We start from the raw sequence: 20,541 nt of genomic DNA, 5'->3' as shown, positions 1-20,541 counted from the left end.
CCTGGGGCGGAGCCCCGGTACAACACCGGGGTGGCTTAACGCCGAACGTGCACGGCGAACCCGTAAGGTTGACGGCACTTTCCGGCGCACCCGCGCACGCGTGAGGCATAAGGAGCCAGCCGTGACCAGCACCTCCGTCCAGGACGTCTCGGGCAGGTTGTACCTCGCCGTCGGCAGGCTGTCCCGGTCACTGCGGCAGGCCGGGGTGCCGGGGCCGGGTCACGGGGCCATCTCGGCCCTCGCGACGCTCGTGCACGCGGGCCAGCTGCGGCTCGGCGACCTCGCGGCCAAGGAAGGCGTCGCCGCGGCGACCATGTCGCGGATCATCGCGTCCCTCGTCGAGGCGGGGTACGTCAGCCGCGAGTCCGACCCGGTCGACCGCCGGGCGTGGCTGGCGAAGGCGACCGAGGAGGGCGAGCGGCTCGTCTCGGGCGTCCGGTCGACCCGGGTGCAGGAGCTGAACCGGCGTCTCGACCGCTTGACGCCCGAGCACCGCGAAGCCCTGACGGTGGCGATCCCGGCGCTCGAGGCCCTCCTCTCGGACGACTAAGCGGCCTGCTCTCGCCGCAGCTCGGCGAGTTCGGCGCGGACCGCGCGCAGCTCGTCGAGGATTTCCTGGTTCGCGGCGGCCTGGGTCTCGGCCTGCTTCGCCTCTTCCTCGCGGATGTCCTGGCGCAGCTCGTCCTCCATGCCGCTGACGACGACGGCGATGAAGAGGTTCAGCACCGCGAAGCTCGACACGAGGATGTAGACGACGAAGAAGATCCAGGCCATCGGCGCCTGGACCATGATCTCCTTCGCGATGTCGGGCCACGCTTCGCCGGTCATGACCTGGAACAGCGTGAACAGCGACGTGCCGAGGTCGCCGAAGTTCTCCGGCGAGATGACGCCGAACAGCTTGGTCGCCATCACGCCGGCGACGAAGATGATCAGCCCGAGCAGCGCGGCGATCGACGCCATGCCGGGGATCGCCGCGAGCAGGCCGGAGACGACCTTGCGCATCGACGGCACGACCGAGATCAGCCGCAGGACGCGCAGCACGCGCAACGACCGCAGCACGGCGAACGGCCCGGTCGCCGGGATCACCGCGATGCCGACGACCAGCAGGTCGAAGACGTTCCAGTTGTCGCGGAAGAACGCGCCGCGGTAGGCGTAGAACTTCGCGAGCAGCTCGGCGACGAAGATGCCGAGCGCGATGTGGTCGAGGGCGTGCAGGAGGGTTCCGTAGCCGTCGATCAGCGACGTCGACGTCTCCATGCCGAGCGTGACCGCGTTGAACACGATCACGGCGATGATGAAGTTCTGGAAGCGGCGGTCCTCGAGGACCTTCGCCACCCGCTCGCGTCCGGTCAAGGCCGCCCCCTGCTGAGTTCAAGGATCAGTAAACGCTGGATGGTAGCCGGACGGGTGCTCAGCGCTCCTCGGGTGCCAGCCGCCAGAAGGCCGACACCGGTCCGACCTTGGCGCCCATCGGGTAGGCGTGCTCGACCGCGTGGGAAACGAACCACTTGCCGTACCGCGCCGCCTCGACCACCGCCATGCCCTTGGCCAGGCCCGCCGTCAGCGCCGATGCCATCGTGTCGCCCGCGCCGTGCGTGTGCGGCGTCGCGTAGCGCTGCCCGGGGAGCTCCACGAACGTCGAGCCGTCGAACAGCAGGTCCACGCACTCCGGGTCGGACTGCAGGTGCCCGCTCTTGACCAGGACGTACTTCGGGCCCATCCGCTGGAGCACCACGGCCGCGGTGTGCATGCCTTCGCGGTCCTTCACGGTCATCCCGGTGAGCAGCCGGACCTCGTCGAGGTTCGGCGTCAGCACCGTCGCGCGGGGGAGCAGTTCGTCCCGCAGGGCGTGCAGGCCGGCGTCGTCGAACAGCGGGTGGCCGTGCATCGACGCCGCCACCGGGTCGACGACGAACGGGATCTTCTCGTCACGCCCGATCGCGGCCTTGTCGCACGCGGCCGCGACCGCGTGGATGATCTCCGCCGACGCGAGCATGCCCGTCTTGGCCGCGCCGACGCCCATGTCCGCCGCGACGGCCTCGATCTGCCCGGCCACGATGTGCGGCGGCAGGTCGGCGCGGTCGTGCACGCCCAGGGTGTTCTGGACGGTGACGGCGGTGACCGCGACCAGGCCGTGCACGCCGCAGGTCAGGAAGGTGCGCAGGTCCGCCTGCAGTCCGGCGGCGCCGCCGGAGTCCGACCCCGCGATGGTGAGCGCGGAGGGAGGGCTGGTCGTCATGGTCTTCCCGACTTCTGGTCTAGGCCAATCGGCCGCTTTTGCTTCATCAACAGTCCACCACGGTGGCACATTGTGTGGGCTACTCACCAGTTCACGGGGCGAAGGAGCCTGGATGAAGCTCTTCTCGGTGGTCCTCCTCACGGCAGCTCTCACGTTCTCGGGGGCGACCGCTGCCAACGCGGACAGCCCGAAGCTCTCCCACGTCACGACGGTCGGCGTGCACAACACGTACGACCCGGCGGCCTACGACTACCTGGCCCAGGCGCTCGACGCCGGGTCGTCGTTGATCGAGCTCGACGTCTGGCCGGACTTCTTCACCCACGAGTGGAAGGTCAGCCACTCGAACCCGTTGGGCAACAGCAACAACTGCGTCGCGGCGACCTCGGCGTCGCAGCTGTACACCGGCGGGAAGAACAAGAACCTCGAGTACTGCCTCGACGACATCCGGATCTGGCTGGCCGCCCACCCCGGGCACACGCCGATCACGCTCAAGCTCGAAATGAAGACGGGCTTCTCGGACAACACCGGCATGGGCGCGGACGAGCTGGACGCGACGTTCCGCTCGCACCTCGGCAGCGTCGCGTTCCGCCCGGCCGAGCTGCTCGGGAGCTACGCCACGCTCGACGACGCGGCCAAGGCGGACAACTGGCCGTCCGTGGACGCGTTGCGGGGCCGGGTGATCACCGAGATCATCCCGGGCACGGTCGAAGAGGGGAACTCGACCGACACGCTCAAGACGGACGTCGAGTACGCGCGGTACCTGATCGGGCTCAAGAACGCCGGCAAGCTCGGTGACGCGAACATCTTCCCGACCGTGCACGGCGCGGCCGGCGGTGACCCGCGGGACAAGTACACCGCCGACCTCAAGCCGTGGTTCGTCGTGTTCGACGGCGACGCGAACGCGTGGGTGACGCAGACCGGGCCGTGGTGGTACGACGCCAACCACTACTACGTCGTGATGACCGACGGCCAGAACGTCGCGCCGGCGATCGACGCGCACAACCCGACGGTCGACCAGGCCAACCAGCGCGTCGCCGACCTGGCGAAGCAGCACGCGTCGGTCATCACGTCGGACTGGACCGGACTCACGACGGTGCTGCCCCAGGTGCTCGCCCGGGGCTAGACGGTCAGCACGAGTTTGCCGGACACCCGGCCCGACTCACCCAGCTCGTGCGCCTTGGCGGCGTCCTCCAGCGGGAAGGTCTGCTCGACGCGGACCTTCAGCTGACCGGCCTCGATCAGCTCGACGAGGCCGGTCAGCCCGCCGCGGTCCGGCTCGACGAGGATCCTTTCGGTCCGTACTCGGCTTTCGGCCGCTTTTCGCGCCACGCGGTCCGCGACGCCGCCGGGCACGCCGATCAGCAGGCCACCTTCCTTGATCGCGGGCAGCCAGCGCAGGTCGCTGTCCTCGCCGACGAGTCCGAAGTAGACGTCCACATCGGACGTCGTCGCGTTCGCGTCGTGGTAGTCGATCGGCTCGTCGACGCCGAGTTCGCGCAGGAAGCCGTGCTTGCCCGCGCTGGCCGTGCCGATGACGTACGCGCCGCGCGCTTTGGCGATCTGGACGGCGAGGTGGCCGACCCCACCCGCGGCGGCGTCGACGAACACGCGCTGTCCGCTTTGGACGTTCCCGACGTCGACGAGGCCCTGCCAGGCGGTCAATCCGGCCAGCGGCAACGCGGCGGCCTCGGCGAACGACAGGCCGGCCGGCTTGCGCACGAAGTGCCGCGAAGGTGCGGTGACGTACTCCGCGTAGGCGTTGGCCGGACGCGGGAACCACGGCATGCCGAAGACTTCGTCACCCTCCCGGACACCGGTCGCGCCGAAGCCGACCTGCTCGACGACGCCGGCGACGTCCCAGCCGACGGTGAACGGCGGCTCGCCGAGGAACCCGCCGCCGGCGCGCACCTTCCAGTCGACGGGGTTGATGCCGGCCGCGTGCACCCGCACCAAAACCTCCGTCGGCCCGGGTTCGGGGCGCGGTGCTTCGGTGACGCGGAGCACCTCCGGCCCGCCGAGGGTCTCCTGGGTCACGATGCGCATCTCTTCGCTCCTTCTGTCCGGGGTCGCCTCCTATACTCGGGCGGGCAGGCACTTTTCGCTAGAAGGCACTTCGAAGTAAAGTAGGTACCAGATGGAAACTACCTGCGAGCAGGACGGACCCTGGGACGTCTACCTCCGCAGCTGCCCGTGCCGGGATGTGCTGGACCTGCTGGCCAACAAGTGGACGGCGCTGGTGCTGGGCGCGCTGGCCCGCGGCCCGCACCGGTTCGGCGAGCTGCGCCGGGCGGTCGACGGCATCAGCCAGAAGATGCTGACCCAGAACCTCCGCCAGCTGGAGCGCGACGGCTTCCTGACGCGCACGGTGTACCCGACCACGCCGCCAACGGTGGAGTACGCGCTGACGGAGATGGGCGCGGAGGTCGGGGCGCACCTGGTGGCGCTGAGCACGTGGTCCCAGGCGAACTTCGACCGCATTCGTTCGTCACGGCAGGAGTACGACGGCCGCGAGCTGCAGCCGGTCCGCTAATCCAGCACCCAGAACGGCGAGACCGGGCCCATTCCCGCGCCGAGCGGGTAGGCCTCCGCCACGCAGCGCTCGATGAACTTCTTCCCCGCCGCCACCGCGTCCGGCACCGAAGCGCCCTTCGCCAGGGACGACGTGATCGCCGACGCCATCGTGTCGCCGCCGCCGTGGGTGTTCTCCGTGATGTACCGCGGCCCGCTCAGCGAAACGTACGAACTGCCGTCCGTGAGCAGGTCCACGCACTCCGTCGTCCCCGTCATGTGGCCGCCCTTGACGAGTACCCACTGCGACCCGAACTCCAGCAACGCCTCTGCCGCCGAACGCTGGGAAGCGGCATCGGAAACCGAAATCCCCGTCAGCAGGGCGACTTCGTCCAGGTTCGGCGTGATCAGCGTCGCGCGCGGGAACAGCTCCGTGCGGATCGCCTCCAGGGCGTCCTCCCGCAGCAGCGCGTGGCCCGTCATCGACGCCGCCACCGGGTCGACCACCAGCGGGAAGTCCATCTCCAGCTCGTCCAGCGTCTTCGCGACCGCGCGGATGATCTCGGCCGTCGCCAGCATCCCCGTCTTCGCCGCGTTCACGCCCATGTCGGACGCCACCGCCTTGATCTGCGCGGTGACCACGTCGGCCGGGATCTCGGTGAAACCCTGTACGCCCAACGAGTTCTGCACGGTCACCGCGGTCAGCGCGACGAGCCCGTGCACCCCGTTGGCGAAGAACGTGCGCAGGTCCGCCTGGATGCCCGCACCACCGCCGGAGTCGGATCCGGCGATGGTGAGGGCGGTGGGCGGTGTCACGGTTGCACCACGGGCAGGTAGACCTTGCCGCCGGACTCGGCGAACTCCGCCGACTTCGAGGCCATGCCGGCTTCGATGGCCTCCACAGTGGACAGACCGTGCTCCTCGGCGTACTTGCGGACGTCCTGCGTGATCCGCATCGAGCAGAACTTCGGCCCGCACATCGAGCAGAAGTGCGCCGTCTTGGCGGCTTCCACGGGCAGCGTCTCGTCGTGGAACGACCGCGCCGTGTCCGGGTCGAGCGAGAGGTTGAACTGGTCGTTCCAGCGGAACTCGAAGCGCGCCTTCGACAGCTCGTCGTCCCATTCCTGCGCGTACTGGTGACCCTTGGCCAGGTCCGCGGCGTGCGCGGCGATCTTGTACGTGATCACGCCGGTCTTGACGTCGTCGCGGTTCGGCAGGCCGAGGTGCTCCTTGGGCGTCACGTAGCAGAGCATCGCCGTGCCGTACCAGCCGATCTGCGCCGCGCCGATGGCCGACGTGATGTGGTCGTACCCCGGCGCGATGTCCGTCGTGAGTGGACCGAGGGTGTAAAAAGGTGCCTCGCCGCAGAGCTTTTCCTCGAGCTCGACGTTCTCCTTGATCTTGTGCATCGGCACGTGGCCGGGGCCTTCGATCATCACCTGGACGTCGTGCGAACGCGCGATGTGCGTCAGCTCGCCGAGGGTTTCCAGCTCGGCGAACTGGGCGCGGTCGTTGGCGTCGGCGATCGAGCCGGGGCGCAGGCCGTCGCCGAGGGAGAACGTGACGTCGTACTGCCGCAGGATCTCGCAGAGTTCCTCGAAGTGCGTGTACAAGAACGACTCCTGGTGGTGCGCGAGGCACCACGCGGCCATGATCGACCCGCCGCGGCTGACGATCCCGGTGACGCGCCGCGCGGTCAGCGGGATGTAGCGCAGCAGCACGCCGGCGTGCACGGTGACGTAGTCGACGCCCTGCTCGCACTGCTCGATGATGGTGTCGCGGTAGATCTCCCACGACAGCTTTTCCGGTTCGCCGTCGACCTTTTCCAGCGCCTGGTAGATCGGCACGGTGCCGACCGGCACCGGCGAGTTGCGGATGATCCACTCCCGCGTCTCGTGGATCCGCTTGCCGGTGGAGAGGTCCATGATCGTGTCGGCGCCCCAGCGGGTCGCCCACACCATCTTGTCGACCTCCTCCTCGACCGAGGACCAGACGGCCGAGTTGCCCATGTTGGCGTTGATCTTCACCAGGAAGTTCTTGCCGATGATCATCGGTTCGGACTCGGGGTGGCGCCGGTTGGCCGGGATCACCGCGCGCCCGCCGGCGACTTCGTCACGCACGAACTCCGGCGAAACCCGTTCGCGGGCGGCGATGTACTCCATCTCCCGCGTGATCACGCCCTGTTTGGCCCAGCCGAGCTGGGTGTTGTGCTCGCGTCCGTCAGCCCACCCGGACCGCAGCCGATGCAGTCCACTGTGGACGTCGATCGAAGCTTCCGGATCCGTGTACGGACCGGAAGTGTCGTAGACGTCGAAGTGTTCGCCGTTGGAGAGGTCGATCCGGCGCGCGGGAACCCGCAGTCCGGATTCGGTCTGGTGGTGGACCTTGTGCGAGCCCGTGATCGGGCCGGTCGTGACGGAGACGTCCTTGTTTTCTAAAGTAGTCAACGACTTTCACTCCCTACGCCGGCATTACCCGGTCAGGTTCATGCGGTCGGTGACGCCTGCGAAACGCAAGTCACCCTCTCAGCCCGCCATGGCGCGAGCTCCCGCGTTGGTGTTGTGCCACCGACCATGCCACGCCGGCGCGCGATACTCAAGTCGCATCACCTCACCCGACCAGTTCGGCCGGTGTCGCGTACACGTCGACCATGGCTCCGTTGCGCAGCACGGTGATCGGCAGTGCGGTGCCGATCACTTCCCCGAACAGCTGGCGCTGGATGCCCTGGGCGTCCGAGACGCGGGTGCGCCCGACGGTCAGCACGAGGTCGCCGGACTTGAGGCCCGCCCGGTCCGCGGGGCCGCCGGAGACGACCTCGTGCACCCGTAGCCCGGCGCTTTGCCCGGTGCGCCCGGCGACGTCGTCGGGCAGCGGGGCGGGTACGCCGACGACGCCGAGGTACGCGCGCCGCACCCGGCCTTCGACGACGAGCGTGTCGATGATCCGCCGGGTCGTCGCGTTGATCGGCACCGCGAGCCCGAGCCCGAACCCGGCGACCGCGGTGTTGATCCCGACGACCCGGCCGGCGGAGTCGGCGAGCGCGCCACCGGAGTTGCCCGGGTTGAGCGCGGCGTCGGTCTGGATGACGTCCTCGATCACGCGCCCGGCCCGGCCGTGGCGCACCGGCAGCGCCCGCCCGAGCGCGCTGACGACGCCCGCGGTGACGGTGCCGGAGAAGCCGAGCGGGCTCCCGATGGCCACGACGAGCTGCCCGACGACGAGCTGATCGGCGTCGCCCAGCTGAGCGGCCGACGGCGTCTCGCCACGCGCCCGCAACACGGCGAGATCGGACAGCGGGTCGGCGCCGACGACGTCGAAGGGCACCTCGCTGCCGTCGGCGAAGGTCGCGACGCCGCGCCGGTGGTCGGTGACGACGTGGGCGTTGGTGAGCAGGTGGCCGTCGTCGGCGAAGACGACGGCCGAGCCGCTGCCGCGCGAGAGCTGGATCCCGGCGACGTGCGGGGTGACGGTCTTGGCGACCGTGCTGACGGCGCGCGAGTACGCGTCCATCGCGTCTTCCATGGGCACCTCGATTACACCGTTGCAAGTACTACAAGTGTGCGCTCGGTCGGCCCGGAAGTCCGTTCGCTGCTGGTGAACCGGCGGCGTGACCGGACCAGTGACGGTCAGTGGTTCACCGGATCGGACCATGCGCCGGTGGAGGATCGGCGAGACACTTCCAGGCGCTTCTGTAACGGTGCAGAGGTGACTTTCTGTGGGGTTGATATGCGCAAACTCATGTTCGGCGCCCTCGCCGGGCTGCTGGTCACCGGACTGATCCCGGGGATCGCGGCGGCCCAGGGAGAGGCTCCCGGCGCCCCGGGCGCCCATCCCAGCTGGCTCCCGGCGGACAAGACCGGCTTCGGCACGGCTCACAACCGGTCGAGCAACGTCTGGTTCACCCTCCAGGGCGGCCAGCTGTCCGAGGTCTACTACCCGGACCTGTCGACGCCGAGCGTCCGGTCGATGAACTTCGTCGTCACGGACGGCCGCAGCTTCGCCGACATCGACAGTGCCGCCAAGGCGCAGCAGGTGCGGCGGACCGACGACGACAGCCTGACCTACGAGCAAACCATCACCGACGACCAGCACCGCTGGCGCCTGCGCAAGACCTACGTCACCGACCCGGCCGCCACGACGGTGCTGGTGGACGTCGACTTCCAGTCGCTCACCGGGCGCCCCTACCAGCTCTACGCGGTCGCCGACCCCGACCTGACCAACGATGGCTCCGACGACTCGGCCGCGCGCAAGGGGAACGCCGTCACCGCGCAGGACGCGACCAACGCCGCCGCGCTGATCGCGAAGCCCGCGTTCACGAAGACCAGCGTCGGCTACGCGGGCAACTCCGACGGCACTGCGCAGCTCATGACGACCTTCAAGCTGAACACCTACGACACCGCTGCGAAGGGCAACGTCGTGCTGACCGGGCAAACGAGCGCCGACGGCGTCCGGAACCGGCACGTCACCCTCGCGCTCGGCATGGGCGCGAAGGCCGCCGACGCGCTCGGCAGCGCGCAGGCGTCGCAGCGCCGCGGCGTCCGCGACATCACGCGGGCCTACGACCGCGGCTGGGAGCAGTACCTGCGCGGGATCAGCAAGCCGCCGTCGTCGCTGAAGACCGACGCCGAGCGCGACCTCTACAAGGCGTCGATGCTGACGCTCGCCGCGAGCGAGGACAAGCACCACCCGGGCGCCTTCATCGCGTCCCCGAGCATGCCGTGGCGGTTCGGGAACAACGACCCGGAGTGGTCGCCGTCCGGTACCTACCACCTGGTCTGGCCGCGTGACCTCTACCAGATCGCGACCGGCCTGGCCGCCGGCGGCGACCAGGCCGCCGCGAACCGCGCGGTGAGCTACATGTTCGGCACCCAGCAGCAGGCCGACGGGCACATGCCGCAGAACAGCCGCGTCGACGGCGTGCCGTACTGGACGTCGATCCAGCTCGACGAAACCGCTTTCCCGATCGTGCTGGCGCAGCAGCTCGGCCGGACCGACCTGTGGCCCGGCGTCCGGAAGGCCGCCGACTTCATCATCGGGTACCAGGGCCCGAACGGGCAGGCGTCGCCGTACACCCAGCAGGAACGCTGGGAGGAGCAGGACGGCTGGTCCCCGTCGACCATCGCTTCGGTGATCGCCGGGCTCGTCTGCGCCGCGGACCTCGCGTCGCACAGCGGCGCCCCGGCGGACGCGGCCCGGTACCTCGCCGCGGCCGACAAGATGAAGGCCGACCTGCCCAAGCAGACGATCACCACGAACGGGCCGCTGTCGAAGGACCCGTACTTCGTCCGGCTCACCAAGGACGCGAACGCCAACGCTCCGACGACGTACAACCTCGGCAACTCGAGCGTGACGATGGACCAGCGCGCGGTCACCGACGCGGGCTTCCTCGACCTGGTCCGGCTCGGCATCTACCGCGCCGACGACCCGGTCGTCAAGAACAGCGTGCGCGTCACGGACAAGGAGATCGCGTTCACGACGCCGACCGGCCAGTTCTGGCACCGCTACACCAAGGACGGCTACGGCGAGCAGGCCGACGGTTCGCCGTGGGACTACACGTTCCCGGCCGAGAGCCGCACGACGTTCGGGCGGCTGTGGCCGCTGCTCGCCGGGGAGCGCGGGGAGTACGAGCTGACGCTCGGCGACCCGTCGTCGGCCGCGCGGCGGCTGCGTGACCTCGGCCGGGTGAGCAGCTCGGCGGAGACCATGCCGGAGCAGGTGTGGGACGAGAACCCGCCGTCGGGCCGGCCGGAGTTCCCGACCGGCACGCCGAACACGTCGGCGACCCCGCTGGCCTGGACGCACGCGCAGTACGTCCGGCTGGCTTGGGACGTCAAGGCGGGTTCGGTGTTGGAGACGCCCCGCGTCGTCCGCTGCCACTTCCTCGGCTGCTGACGCGTCGCCAAAAGCCGTGAAGGCCACCTTCAGGAACTACAAGTTCCTCAAGGTGGCCTTCACGAACATCGGGTCAGAGGACGGCGCCGTCGTCTTCGGAGGTCTTCGGGGGCAGCCACGAGTTGCCCGGGACGCCCCACTTGTTGGACTTCAGCATCTTCTTCGCCGCACGCGCGTGGCGCCCGACCAGGCGGTCCAGGTAGATGAAGCCGTCGAGGTGGTCGGTCTCGTGCTGCAGGCAACGCGCGAAGTAGCCGGTGCCCTCGACCTCGATCGGGTTGCCTTCGACGTCGTAGCCGGTCACCTTCGCCCACTTCGCGCGGCCCGTCGGGTACGACTCGCCGGGCGCCGACAGGCAGCCCTCCCAGTCGTCGTCCGGGTCCGGCATGGTCTCCGGGATCTCCGACGTCTCGAGCTTCGGGTTCACGACGAGGCCCGTGTGCCGCACGCCTTCGTCGTCCGGGCAGTCGTACACGAACACCCGCAGGTCGAGGCCGATCTGGTTGGCCGCGAGACCGACTCCTTCGGCGGCGTACATCGTCTCGAACATGTCGTCGGTGAGCGTGCGCAGCTTCTCGTCGAACTCGGTGATCTCCCGAGTCGGCTGGTGCAGCACCGGTTCGCCGGCGATCACGATGGGGTGGATGGTCACGACCACGCAGTTTAGTCGGACCCCTCTGGTAGACCTGCATCAGACCGTGACGCGCCGACGCGGATGCCCACGTCGGCGTGCGCTTCCGTGGTTGAATGGCGCCCGCGGAAGAGCAAGGTCTGATTCGCCATGACGCCCGATTGAGAGGGACTCGGATGGACGCCGCGGAGTCGATGGCTGAGCCGCAGCCGTCGCCGCCGAAGCCCGTGCCCGGCCTGACCGAACGCGAGGTGGAGATCCTCGCCTTCGAGCGCCAGTGGTGGCGACACGCCGGGGCGAAGGAGAACGCCATCCGCGAGCGCTTCGATTTGTCTGCCACGCGCTACTACCAGCTGCTCAACAAGCTGCTGGAGAAGCCGGAAGCGATCGAAGCCGACCCGATGCTGGTGCGGCGGCTGCAGAAGACGCGTGCCACCCGCCAGCGCAAGCGTGGCGCCCGGCGACTGGGGATCGAGCTGAAATGAGCGTGTTTTCGGGAATGTCCCGGCCGATGAAGGCCGCGGGCGTCGCCCTGATCGGGGTGGCCATCATCGCGGCGGTGATCGGCGGGATCTCCGCGTTGAGCGGCGGCGGGTCGAACGAAGCCGGGCCGAGCGGCACGACGACGCCGCCGGGTACGTCCACCGGGGCGCAGCCGCCCTCGGGTTCGACTCCGACGACGACGCCGCCGGCCTCGACTTCGACGAATCCGACGTCGCCCACACCGCCGCCGCCGACTTCGCCGACACCGGGCCGGCCGACGTCCGGCCAACCGGGGCAGCCCGGTGACCAGCAGGCGGGCAACAAGTGGGTGACCGTCCGGGTGTTCAACAACTCGACGATCAAGGGCCTGGCGGATCGGGCGGCGGAGGACTTCCGCGGTAGCGGCTGGACCATCAACGAGGTCAGCAACTACTCGCAGGGCACCATCCCGACGACGACGGCGTTCTACCGCCCGGGCACCGACGAGGAAGCCGCGGCCAAGCAGCTCGCGCAGGAGTTCGGGATCAAGGCCGAGCCCCGCTTCCCGGGGATCGAGAGCGCGAGCCCGGGCGTGATAGTGATCGTGACGAAGGAATACGAGTCGGGCCACAAGGGCAGCTGAGGTGTGGGAGCGGCCGTCCCCCGTGGGTGACGGCCGCTCCTTCACTCTCCGGCCTGGGTTTTCGCGTAGGCCTCCAGGGTCGCGAGCTGGGCCGGGTCCAGGCTCGGGCGGACCGTCTTGCGCGCCGCGTCCAGGTGCGCCGCGGTGACTTCGCGGGCCTCGAGGGACTCGCGCATCGCCGTCAGCGCCGCCTCGCGGATGAGCGCCGCGCAGTCGGCGGCCGAGTAACCGTCCAGAGTGGACGCGACCTGGGCGAGGTCCACATCGGAGGCCAGCGGGGTGTTCTTCGAGCTGGCCACGAGGATGGCCGTGCGGGCTTCGGCGTCCGGCGGCGGCACGTACACGCGACGCTCCAGCCGGCCCGGCCGCAGCAGCGCCGGGTCGACCAGCTCCGGCCGGTTCGTCGCACCCAGCACGACGACCTCGCGCATCGGCTCGACGCCGTCGAGCTCGGTCAGCAGCGCGGCGACCACCCGGTCGGCGACGCCCGAGTCCGACGACTGGCCGCGGCGCGGGGCCAGCGCGTCGATCTCGTCGAGGAAGATCAGCGACGGCGCGGCCTCGGCGGCCCGGCGGAACAGCTCGCGCACCGCGCGTTCGGACTCGCCGACCCACTTGTCCATCAGCTCGGCGCCCTTGACCGCGAAGACGTTGAGCGCGCCGGTGCCGGCCAGCGCGCGCACCAGGAACGTCTTGCCGCCGCCGGGCGGGCCGTACAGCAGCACGCCGCGCGGCGGTTCGACGCCGAGCCGGGCGAACGAGTCCGGGTACCGCAGCGGCCAGAGCACCGCTTCGGTGAGCGACTGCTTGACGTCGACCATGTTCCCGACGTCGTCCAGCGTCAGCCCGCCGGTGGCCAGGGTGTCCGAAGTGGACATCGACACCGGGCGGACGGTGGCCAGCGCGTCGAGGAGGTCCTGCTGGGAGATCCGCGGCTCGTCGGCCTCACGCTGGCGCAGCGCGGCCCGCAGTGCCGCGTCCCGGCGCAGCGCGATCAGGTCGGCGGCGACGAACCCCGGCGTCCGCTCGGCCAGGACGCCGCAGTCGATGCCCGTGTCGAGCGGGACGTCGCGGAGGAGGACGTTCAGCAGCTCGCGGCGCGTCTTCGCGTCCGGCAGCGCGAGGCTGAGCTCGCGATCCAGCAGGTCGGCGGCGCGCAGCCGCGGGTCGGCGGACTCCGCACGGGCCGTCGTCGCGACGACGGCGAAGCGCTCTCGCCGCAGCGCCGTCCGCAGCTCCTCCAGCACGACGGTCGCGACCGGCGGCGGCGTGGCCGCGGGCAGCAGCGCGTCGACGTCGGTGAGCAGCAGCACCGTCGGCCCCTCCGCCGCGCGGATCGCCTCGCGCAGGCGCGCGACCGCGACGTTCGGGTCCAGCACCGCGAGGTTCGGCGCGGCCACCGGCACCACGCGGATGTCGGATTCGGTGGCGACGGAGTGGACGAGCGTCGCCTTGCCGACGCCCTCGGGGCCGGACAGCAGGACGCCGAGGTGCGCGGGCGCGCCCAGCCGGGCCAGCAGCTCGGGCCGGTGGAACGCCAGGTCGAACCACTCGGCGAGCTTGCGCGCGGTCGCTTCGGCGCCGATGAGGTCGGCCAGCGGCACGGCCGTCTCGACGATCTCCTCGAGCACGACCTCGTCTTCGACGATCTCCGCGTCGATCCACTCCTCGGCCGCGGTGACGGCGGAGGTGCGGACGAGCGCGGTCGCCGTCCGGGGCGCGGCGGCCTCGGGCGCCGGCCGCGCGCCGTCGCGCCAGACGACCACTGTGGACGGTCCGACCGCGACGGTGCCGGCCGGCTCGGTCGCGGTGACGGTGAGCAGCTCGTTCGTCCAGGTCGCGCCGATCGCCCGCGACAGCTGGCCGCGCAGGCCGGCCGGGTCGGACCCCGGCGTCGGCGCGAGGTCCTGCGGCAGCAGGGAAACGGCGTCGCCGACGGTGAGCACCTTGCCGATGAGGGCGAGCCGCAGCATGTGCGGGCTGACCGAGACGCTGGCCAGCCGCGACCCGGCGACGGTCACGGTCTTCGCCGCGGAGACCTCGGCGGGCGCGACCACGATCTCGGCGCCTTCGGTGACGCCGAGGTTCGACATGGTGACGTCGTCGGTGAGGACGATGCCGGGGACGTCGGCCTCGTCGGTGGGCGCGGCGAGGGCGGCGCTGACCCGGGCGCCGGTGAGGTGCACGGCGTCCCAGGCCCGCAGGCCGAGCGCGTCGAGGACTTCGGGGTGCAGCCGGACGACGCCGCGGCGGGTGTCCAGCGCGGACGGCGTGTGCCGGACGGTCAGCGTGATCTGCGGGTGGCTCACGCCGTTCACCCTAGCGATCCGGCGCGTCCCTCGGGGCGCCCGGACGGCTGCCCCGTGTCGACCCCCCAATCACGCGTGTCGACCCTTCGATCACGCTCGATGCCCCTCCGAACACGCGTGATGCCCCACTAATCACGGGTGATCGCCGTACCGGAACGGCGAACTCGCGTACCCGGACGGCGGGTTCGCGTACCTGGAGGGTCGGCTCGCGTGATCAGGGAGCGATCTCGCGTGATCGGGGGCGTAACTCGCGTGATTGGAGGGGCATCTCGCGTGATTGGCGGGTCGACACGGCTACTTGCGGCGGAGGCCGATCTGGCGCCACGAGCGGCGCCGCGGGCCTTGGCCGTTTTCGCTGCCGCGGGGGGTGCGGACCGTCTCGCCGGTACGGGGGAGCCTGACCGCGCGCATCGCCGCGCCCGCGACCCGGCGGCGCAGCGGGCGCCGCAGGCCCAGGCGGCGCGGAGAGGCCCGGCGGATCGCGCGGCGCTCGCGCGACGGGACCGTCCAGGCCTCCGGGTGCGCGGCCAGCCAGCGGTGCCGGTAGACCGAGTACGGGATGTGCGCCAGGTACAGGATCATCGCCGCGATCAGCGCGACCAGCGGGAACTGGATGATCGCCGCGGCCAGGAGCGCGACGCCGATCAGCAGCGGCGCGATCGCCTTGGCCGGTGCCTTGACCGTCTTCAGCGAGAGCGTCGGGATGCGGCTGATCAGCAGGGCCGCGATGGCGACCGTCCACGCCCACACGACCCACTGCGACGACCACCAGCCGCTGCCCCACTGCAGCCAGGCCACCAGCGGCAGCATCGCCAGCAGGCCACCCGCGGGCGCCGGGACGCCGACGAAGAACTCGCTCGCGTACGCCGGCTGCTCGGTGTCGTCCAGCAGCGTGTTGAAGCGGGCCAGCCGCAGGATCATGCAGACGGCGAAGATCAGCGACGCCACCCAGCCGATCCGGTCCGCGCCGGTCTGCCACACGTAGATGACCAGCGCCGGCGCCACGCCGAACGAGATGCCGTCGGACAGCGAGTCCAGCTCCGCGCCCATCTTCGACGTCGCGTCGAGCAGGCGGGCGATCCGGCCGTCCAGGCTGTCGAGCACCGCCGCGATGCCGATCGAGGCGATCGCCATCGCGAAGTTCTTGGTCAGCGCGAACTGCACGGCCGACAGGCCCGCGCACAGCGCGAGCACGGTGATGGCGTTCGGGAGCAGCCGGACGCCGGGGGTGGTCACGCGGACCATCGATCAGCCCTTCGCAGGCGAGGCAGGGAGTTCCGCGATCACGGTCTCGCCGCCGACCGTGCGCTGGCCCTTGGCGACCAGCACGCGCGAGCCCGGCGGGAGGTAGAGGTCGACCCGCGAGCCGAAGCGGATGATGCCGTACGTCGCGGCCGCGCCGACCTTGTCGCCCTCGCGGATCTCGCAGAGGATGCGGCGCGCGACCAGCCCGGCGATCTGCACGACGACGAGCTCGTGGCCGTCTTCGGTGCGCATCAGCACGGAGTTGCGTTCGTTGTCGTCGCTGGCCTTGTCGAGGTCGGCGGAGAGGAACTTGCCCGGGCGGTAGGCGACGCGCTCGATCACGCCGTTCGCCGGCACGCGCTGGACGTGCACGTCGAACACCGAGAGGAACACCGACACGCGCATCCGCGGCTCGGCCGGCAGGCCGAGCTCGGCGGGCGGGACGGCTTCCTCGATCAGCGACACGAGACCGTCGGCCGAGGCGAGCGCGACGCCGTCACGCGGCGGCGGGACCCGCTTCGGCTCGCGGAAGAACGCGGCCATCGCCACGGTCGTGAGCGCGCCGAGGACGCCCAGGCGCTTGGAGAACCGGCGGGCGACCAGCGTCGCGACCGCGCCGCCCGCCACGAACGGGCGACCGGCGGGGTGCATCGGCGGCAGCGTCTCGCGGGCGAGCTGGAGGGCGTGCGCGACGGGGTTGCCGGCGGGCTCCGGCCGGGTGCCGCTCATGGTCGGGTCCCCTGGTTTCGTGTCGGAAGGAGGCGTCGGCGCCGGGGTCCGGCGGCCGCGCACGGGCGTCACCACGCTACCGCTGCCCCAGGTGGGGGTCGGCGCGCGCCCCTGGTCGGCTCCCTCGTGAGGGTGTCCCCGCAGCGGGTGGGAACGACCACATCGCGGTAACGGAAAGTCGAATTCATCGACAACACCGAGTAGTTGACGCCGTTCGGGGCGCTGCCGCCGACCTGCCCACCCGACCTGTGAGGGGACGATGAAGGATCACCGCGATCCCGCCGAAGCTCGCCTCGACGAGCTCCTGGGCGCGTGGTGCCGGGAGATCGACGAGGTGCCGGTGCCGCGGCTGGTGGACCCGGTGCGTGCCGTCGATGTCGTCATCGCGGCGAAGAAGCGCGGCCGGGTGCCTGCGCCCCCCGACGGCGCAGGCACCCGGCCACCGGGCGATGCGCGTGAGGAAGCAGTTTAGCCGCCGGAGCGGCATCGATCACGATTCGTCCGGCAAAAGTTACGAACGGTCACTCGGACGACGGCCGAGACCGCTCACGAGCCGCAGGATCGCCAGCAGCGCGACGGCGCCGAGGACGGCCACGCCGAAGCTGGGGAAGTCGAAGTCGAACGTCTTCGCCTGGCCGGTCGCGAGCCGGTAGACCAGCCCGCCCAGCGCCGCCCCGACCACGCCGACGAGCACGCTGACCAGGCAACCCTGCCGCTGCCGGTCCCGGCCGCCGACGACGAGGTTCCCGGCCCAGCCGACGATCGCCCCGAAGATCACCCATGCGACGAAACCCATGATCCGGAGCTTACGCGAGCAGTTGTACAAGAGTCATTGCACAAGAACTATTGTACAACTACTCTTGTGCGTCATGAGTGACGAGGTCCGGGACATCCGGGATTCCAAGGTGCTGGCGGCGGTTTCGCACCCGCTGCGGCGACGGCTGATGGAACTGCTCCACCTGGACGGCCCGGCCACGGCGTCGATGCTGGCGGGCAAGACCGACCAGGCGGTGGGCAACATCAGCCACCACATGAAGGTGCTGGCCGCGGCCAAGCTGGTCGAAGTGGCGCCTGAACTGGCGCGTGACCAGCGGGAACGCTGGTGGAAGCGGAGCGTGAAGACCCTCCGGTGGGCGTCCGCGGACTTCCCCGACGACCCGATCGCCGAGGCCGCCGAGGTGCTGACCCTCGACCACCAGAACGCGGTCGCCCGCGAATGGCTCGCGACCCGCGACACCTACCCGCCGCAGTGGCGGGGTGTGGCGTTCAGCACGGACACCTGGATGCGCCTCTCCGCCGCCGAGCTGGAAGAGCTGAACGAACGGGTCCTGCTGCTGCTGGCCGACTTCGAGAACCGCACCGAACCCGGTGACGGCGTCGAGCGTCACCCGGTCTTCTTCGTCGCGCGCGCCTCGCTGGGCAAGCCGTGAAGGGGCTCTGGGGGAACAGGGACTTCCGGCTGCTCTGGACCGGCGAGACCACGAGCATGCTCGGCAGCATGGTCGCGAGCACGGCGTTGCCGCTGGTCGCGGTGCTCACGCTCCAGGCGAGCACCTTCGGAGTCGGCGTGCTGACCGCGGTCGCGTGGCTGCCGTGGCTGGTGGTCGGGCTGCCCGCCGGCGCGTGGGTCGACCGGCTCCCGAAGCGGCCGGTGATGCTGGTCTGCAACACGGTGTCGATGGCGGTGTTCGGCAGCGTCCCGGTCGTGGCGGCCTTCGGCGCGTTGACGATGCCGTACCTGCTGGGCGCGGCGCTGCTCGGCGGCACCGCCAAGGTCTTCTTCAGCCTCGCCTACCGCGCGTACCTGCCGGCACTGGTGGGCCAGGACGAGCTCCTGGGCGCCAACGCGAAGATCCAAGGCAGCGAGTCCGCGACGCAGGTCGCGGGCCCGGGCCTGGCCGGGCTGCTGGCGCAGGCGTTCGGCCCGGTCAGCGGGATCCTGGCGGACGCGGTCAGCTTCGGGATCTCCGTGCTGTGCGTGCGGGCGATCCGGGTGCGCGAGACCGTCGCCGCGACCGAGCGCACGCCGTTGCGCAGCCAGATCGCCGAAGGGCTGCGGTTCGTCGCCCACGACCGGTACCTGCGGTCGATGATGGCCTTCGCCGCCGCCTCGAACCTCGCGCTCACCGGGTACACGTCGATCCAGATCGTCTTCCTGTCCCGCACGCTCGGCGCGGGGCCCGGCCTCGTCGGCCTCGTCCTGGCCCTGGCCGCGACGGGCGGGGTGCTCGGCGCGGCGCTGGCCGGACGGCTCGGCGCGCGCTTCGGCGCCGCGCGGGCGTTCCTGCTCTGCGAGGCCTTCGCGGCCCCGATGATGCTGCTCGGCCCGCTCGCCGGACCGGGCGCGGGCCTGGTGCTGTTCGTGCTCGCGGACTTCGGCGTCTGCGCGGGCGTCGTCGCCTCGAACGTGCTGACCGCGACGTTCCGGCAGCGCTACTGCCCGCCCGAGCTGTTCGGCCGGATCACCTCGAGCGCCTCCCTCGTCGCCTACGGCACGATCCCGCTGGCCGGGGTGCTCGCCGGCGTGCTGGGCGAGGTGATCGGCGTCCGCGAGACGCTCTGGGTCGCCGCCGTGCTGCTGATCGCGGCGCTCCCGCTGCTCGCGCCGTACCGGAAGCTGCGCGACTTCCCGGTCAGAGCAGCAGAACGTCCACTTCCTCGCCATCCGCTGCCGATGTGACGTCCTCCGGCACCACGATCAGGCAGTTGGCCTGGGTGAACGCGGCCAGCAGGTGCGAACCGGGGCCGCCGCGGGGCCCGACGACCCCGGTGACCTCCCGATCGGACGGCGTGAACACGCCCCGGCGGTACTGGCGGCGTCCGCCGGGCGAGGACATGGCTTCGGTCAGCCGGGCCCGCACGCGCCGTCGCGAGACGTCGGTGTGGCCCATCGCCGTCAGCAGCGCCGGGCGCAGGAACGCCTCGAACGACACGAGGACGCTCACGGGGTTGCCGGGCAGGGTCACCACCGGCACGCCGTGCCAGCGCCCGCAGCCCTGCGGCCCGCCCGGCTGCATCGCGATCTTCGCGAACTCGACGCCCTGGCCGGTCAGCGCGTCCTTCACCACTTCGTACGCGCCCGCGCTGACCCCACCGGAAGTGACCAGCAGGTCGGCGTCGGCCAGCTTCGGCTCGATGACCTTGCGGAACTCCTCGACGTCGTCGACGACGCTGCGGACCACGTCGACCTCGCAGCCGAGGTCGCGCAGCGCCGCCGCGAGCATCACGCTGTTGGACTCGTAGATCTGGCCGTGGCGCAGCGGCGCCGGCGCGTCGACCAGCTCGGTGCCGGTCGAGGCGACCACCACTCGCAACGGCCGGTGCACCAGCACCTCGGCGAGCCCGACCGCGGCCGCCAAGCCCAGCTGCGAGTGGCCGAGGACGGTCCCGGCGGCCAGCGCGACGCTGCCTTCGAGGACGTCCTCGCCGGAGTGCCGGATGTGCGCGCCTTCCTTGGCGGCGGCGGAGATCGTGACGGTCTCGGTGCCGCCGTCGGTGTCCTCGACCATCACGACGGCGTCCGCGCCGGGCGGCAGCGGGGCGCCGGTCATGATCCGGTGCGCCGTGCCCGGTTCGAGCGTTCCGACGTCGACGCGGCCCGCGGGGATGTCGTCGGCGACCGGCAGGGTCACCGGCGTCCGCGAGACGTCGGCGGCGCGGACCGCGTAGCCGTCCATCGCCGAGTTGTCGAAGGGCGGGAGGGAAACGCCGGCCCGCACGTCCTCGGCCAGGACGAGGCCGGCCGCGGCGGCGAGGGGCAGGGCGGTCGCGGGGGAGGTGCCGAGAAGCGCGGCAACCCGGTCGCGGTAGTCGTCGACGGAGATCACCGGACCATCCTCCACCCCTGTAGGGGGCGTGCAAGACTCTGCGTCGTTCGAGAGCA

Annotated in this window: 21 protein-coding genes and 1 riboswitch; of the genes, 9 read left to right on the top strand and 12 right to left on the bottom strand. The window is 70.9% G+C overall.

What is annotated here, in order from left to right; translation table 11 throughout:
• Positions 1 to 121 precede the first annotated feature (121 nt).
• A complete protein-coding gene (locus AB0N03_RS03480; RefSeq protein WP_364364705.1) occupies positions 122 to 550 on the top strand; it encodes a MarR family transcriptional regulator in 429 nt (142 codons plus the stop codon).
• Here AB0N03_RS03480 and AB0N03_RS03475 read toward each other — a convergent pair.
• Both AB0N03_RS03475 and thiD (AB0N03_RS03470) read right to left on the bottom strand, forming a co-directional pair.
• Positions 547 to 1,353 (bottom strand): ion transporter, encoded by an 807-nt coding sequence (locus AB0N03_RS03475; protein WP_364364702.1) that lies wholly within the window; start codon positions 1,351 to 1,353, stop codon positions 547 to 549. The two genes, AB0N03_RS03480 and AB0N03_RS03475, sit on opposite strands and share 4 nt — an antisense overlap.
• A gap of 58 nt (positions 1,354 to 1,411) precedes the next feature.
• Positions 1,412 to 2,239, bottom strand: a complete 828-nt coding sequence (gene thiD / locus AB0N03_RS03470) for a bifunctional hydroxymethylpyrimidine kinase/phosphomethylpyrimidine kinase (RefSeq protein ID WP_364364699.1) — start codon at positions 2,237 to 2,239, stop codon at positions 1,412 to 1,414.
• A 112-nt stretch (positions 2,240 to 2,351) separates the two neighbouring features.
• Between thiD (AB0N03_RS03470) and AB0N03_RS03465 the strand changes: the two genes are divergently transcribed.
• A complete protein-coding gene (locus AB0N03_RS03465) occupies positions 2,352 to 3,362 on the top strand; it encodes a phosphatidylinositol-specific phospholipase C domain-containing protein (protein WP_364364696.1) in 1,011 nt (336 codons plus the stop codon).
• On the opposite strand, the gene AB0N03_RS03460 is transcribed toward AB0N03_RS03465, so the two are convergent.
• A complete protein-coding gene (locus AB0N03_RS03460; protein ID WP_364364693.1) occupies positions 3,359 to 4,282 on the bottom strand; it encodes an NADP-dependent oxidoreductase in 924 nt (307 codons plus the stop codon). The genes AB0N03_RS03465 and AB0N03_RS03460 overlap by 4 nt on opposite strands.
• Before the next feature lie 91 nt (positions 4,283 to 4,373).
• On the opposite strand from AB0N03_RS03460, the gene AB0N03_RS03455 reads away from it, so the two are divergent.
• Positions 4,374 to 4,769 (top strand): helix-turn-helix domain-containing protein, encoded by a 396-nt coding sequence (locus AB0N03_RS03455; RefSeq protein WP_364364690.1) that lies wholly within the window; start codon positions 4,374 to 4,376, stop codon positions 4,767 to 4,769.
• On the opposite strand, the gene thiD (AB0N03_RS03450) is transcribed toward AB0N03_RS03455, so the two are convergent.
• The 3 genes from thiD (AB0N03_RS03450) to AB0N03_RS03440 form a co-directional block, all read right to left on the bottom strand.
• Positions 4,766 to 5,563, bottom strand: coding sequence for a bifunctional hydroxymethylpyrimidine kinase/phosphomethylpyrimidine kinase (gene thiD, locus AB0N03_RS03450; RefSeq protein WP_364364687.1), 798 nt, complete (start codon positions 5,561 to 5,563; stop codon positions 4,766 to 4,768). The genes AB0N03_RS03455 and thiD (AB0N03_RS03450) overlap by 4 nt on opposite strands.
• Complete coding sequence (gene thiC, locus AB0N03_RS03445) at positions 5,560 to 7,194, bottom strand: phosphomethylpyrimidine synthase ThiC (RefSeq protein ID WP_364364684.1); 1,635 nt, start codon at positions 7,192 to 7,194, stop codon at positions 5,560 to 5,562. The genes thiD (AB0N03_RS03450) and thiC overlap by 4 nt, the downstream gene beginning before the upstream one ends.
• Positions 7,188 to 7,309, bottom strand: a riboswitch (TPP riboswitch). (Overlaps the previous gene by 7 nt.)
• A gap of 48 nt (positions 7,310 to 7,357) precedes the next feature.
• Complete coding sequence (locus tag AB0N03_RS03440) at positions 7,358 to 8,269, bottom strand: trypsin-like peptidase domain-containing protein (protein ID WP_364364681.1); 912 nt, start codon at positions 8,267 to 8,269, stop codon at positions 7,358 to 7,360.
• A 204-nt stretch (positions 8,270 to 8,473) separates the two neighbouring features.
• On the opposite strand from AB0N03_RS03440, the gene AB0N03_RS03435 reads away from it, so the two are divergent.
• Positions 8,474 to 10,639, top strand: coding sequence for a glycoside hydrolase family 15 protein (locus AB0N03_RS03435; RefSeq protein WP_364364678.1), 2,166 nt, complete (start codon positions 8,474 to 8,476; stop codon positions 10,637 to 10,639).
• Between the two features lie 73 nt (positions 10,640 to 10,712).
• Here the strand turns inward: AB0N03_RS03435 and AB0N03_RS03430 are convergent, their stop codons facing one another.
• On the bottom strand, positions 10,713 to 11,291 hold the full coding sequence (locus tag AB0N03_RS03430; protein ID WP_364364675.1) for a peptide deformylase: 579 nt from the start codon (positions 11,289 to 11,291) through the stop codon (positions 10,713 to 10,715).
• 155 nt (positions 11,292 to 11,446) lie between these two features.
• Here AB0N03_RS03430 and AB0N03_RS03425 point away from each other — a divergent pair, with 155 nt between their 5' ends.
• A complete protein-coding gene (locus AB0N03_RS03425) occupies positions 11,447 to 11,755 on the top strand; it encodes a DUF3263 domain-containing protein (protein ID WP_364364672.1) in 309 nt (102 codons plus the stop codon).
• Positions 11,752 to 12,375: a LytR C-terminal domain-containing protein gene (locus tag AB0N03_RS03420; protein ID WP_364364669.1), complete on the top strand. Its 624-nt coding sequence runs from the start codon at positions 11,752 to 11,754 to the stop codon at positions 12,373 to 12,375. The genes AB0N03_RS03425 and AB0N03_RS03420 overlap by 4 nt, the downstream gene beginning before the upstream one ends.
• A gap of 41 nt (positions 12,376 to 12,416) precedes the next feature.
• Here the strand turns inward: AB0N03_RS03420 and AB0N03_RS03415 are convergent, their stop codons facing one another.
• The 3 genes from AB0N03_RS03415 to AB0N03_RS03405 form a co-directional block, all read right to left on the bottom strand.
• On the bottom strand, positions 12,417 to 14,684 hold the full coding sequence (locus tag AB0N03_RS03415) for an AAA family ATPase (RefSeq protein ID WP_364364666.1): 2,268 nt from the start codon (positions 14,682 to 14,684) through the stop codon (positions 12,417 to 12,419).
• 294 nt (positions 14,685 to 14,978) lie between these two features.
• Positions 14,979 to 15,929: a CDP-diacylglycerol--serine O-phosphatidyltransferase gene (gene pssA, locus AB0N03_RS03410; protein ID WP_364364663.1), complete on the bottom strand. Its 951-nt coding sequence runs from the start codon at positions 15,927 to 15,929 to the stop codon at positions 14,979 to 14,981.
• Positions 15,930 to 15,932: 3 nt separating this feature from the next.
• Positions 15,933 to 16,658, bottom strand: a complete 726-nt coding sequence (locus AB0N03_RS03405) for a phosphatidylserine decarboxylase (RefSeq protein ID WP_364364660.1) — start codon at positions 16,656 to 16,658, stop codon at positions 15,933 to 15,935.
• A gap of 259 nt (positions 16,659 to 16,917) precedes the next feature.
• On the opposite strand from AB0N03_RS03405, the gene AB0N03_RS03400 reads away from it, so the two are divergent.
• Entirely contained in the window at positions 16,918 to 17,130 is a 213-nt protein-coding gene (locus tag AB0N03_RS03400; RefSeq protein WP_364364657.1) for a hypothetical protein, read from the top strand.
• A 39-nt stretch (positions 17,131 to 17,169) separates the two neighbouring features.
• Here the strand turns inward: AB0N03_RS03400 and AB0N03_RS03395 are convergent, their stop codons facing one another.
• A complete protein-coding gene (locus tag AB0N03_RS03395; RefSeq protein ID WP_364364654.1) occupies positions 17,170 to 17,454 on the bottom strand; it encodes a GlsB/YeaQ/YmgE family stress response membrane protein in 285 nt (94 codons plus the stop codon).
• 73 nt (positions 17,455 to 17,527) lie between these two features.
• On the opposite strand from AB0N03_RS03395, the gene AB0N03_RS03390 reads away from it, so the two are divergent.
• Entirely contained in the window at positions 17,528 to 18,088 is a 561-nt protein-coding gene (locus AB0N03_RS03390) for a helix-turn-helix domain-containing protein (protein ID WP_364364651.1), read from the top strand.
• A complete protein-coding gene (locus AB0N03_RS03385) occupies positions 18,085 to 19,338 on the top strand; it encodes an MFS transporter (protein WP_364364648.1) in 1,254 nt (417 codons plus the stop codon). Before AB0N03_RS03390 ends, AB0N03_RS03385 begins: the two co-directional genes overlap by 4 nt.
• On the opposite strand, the gene glp is transcribed toward AB0N03_RS03385, so the two are convergent.
• Entirely contained in the window at positions 19,292 to 20,485 is a 1,194-nt protein-coding gene (glp, locus tag AB0N03_RS03380) for a gephyrin-like molybdotransferase Glp (RefSeq protein ID WP_364364645.1), read from the bottom strand. The genes AB0N03_RS03385 and glp overlap by 47 nt on opposite strands.
• Between the last annotated feature and the right edge of the window lie 56 nt (positions 20,486 to 20,541).

Origin of the sequence: Amycolatopsis sp. NPDC051061 (genome assembly GCF_040682935.1) — a bacterium.
In the GTDB taxonomy this organism is placed as follows: domain Bacteria; phylum Actinomycetota; class Actinomycetes; order Mycobacteriales; family Pseudonocardiaceae; genus Amycolatopsis.
Note: the sequence above shows the minus strand (reverse complement) of the source record. Positions and strands in the feature narration are given on the sequence as shown.